Annotated in this window: 2 tRNA genes and 2 rRNA genes; all 4 read right to left on the reverse strand. The window is 45.2% G+C overall.

Going from position 1 to position 516, the window contains the following annotated elements:
* Nucleotides 1-82, reverse strand: a 23S ribosomal RNA gene (locus ACYVEC_RS30625); the annotation flags it as partial.
* A gap of 80 nt (nucleotides 83-162) precedes the next feature.
* Nucleotides 163-238 (reverse strand) — tRNA-Ala (locus tag ACYVEC_RS30630).
* Between the two features lie 8 nt (nucleotides 239-246).
* Nucleotides 247-323 (reverse strand) — tRNA-Ile (locus ACYVEC_RS30635).
* 130 nt (nucleotides 324-453) lie between these two features.
* Nucleotides 454-516, reverse strand: a 16S ribosomal RNA gene (locus ACYVEC_RS30640); the annotation flags it as partial.

Genomic DNA, 516 nt, shown 5'->3' on the forward strand with positions numbered 1-516 from the left:
CCCGAAGCATATCGGCGTTAGTCCCGTCCTTCATCGACTCCTAGTGTCAAGGCATCCACCGTGCGCCCTTTCTAACTTAACCAAACTAAAAATTAAAAAATATGAGCTACACTGTTATCTAGTTTTCAAAGAACATACCATTTGCTATCTAAAATAGCTTTTTGGTGGAGCCTAGCGGGATCGAACCGCTGACCTCCTGCGTGCAAGGCAGGCGCTCTCCCAGCTGAGCTAAGGCCCCAAGTTGTATGGTGGGCCTAAATGGACTCGAACCATCGACCTCACGCTTATCAGGCGTGCGCTCTAACCAGCTGAGCTATAGGCCCATACAAATTGCAGGATTTATTTATATCATATCCTCATTTAAGAGTCAATACTTAATTGAACTCTCAAAACTAAACGAAAACGAAACACGGAAACTTATATTGATGAACAGCGTTCATCAATTCTCCATAGAAAGGAGGTGATCCAGCCGCACCTTCCGATACGGCTACCTTGTTACGACTTCACCCCAATCAT

The organism is Bacillus sp. MN7755 (assembly GCF_054771475.1).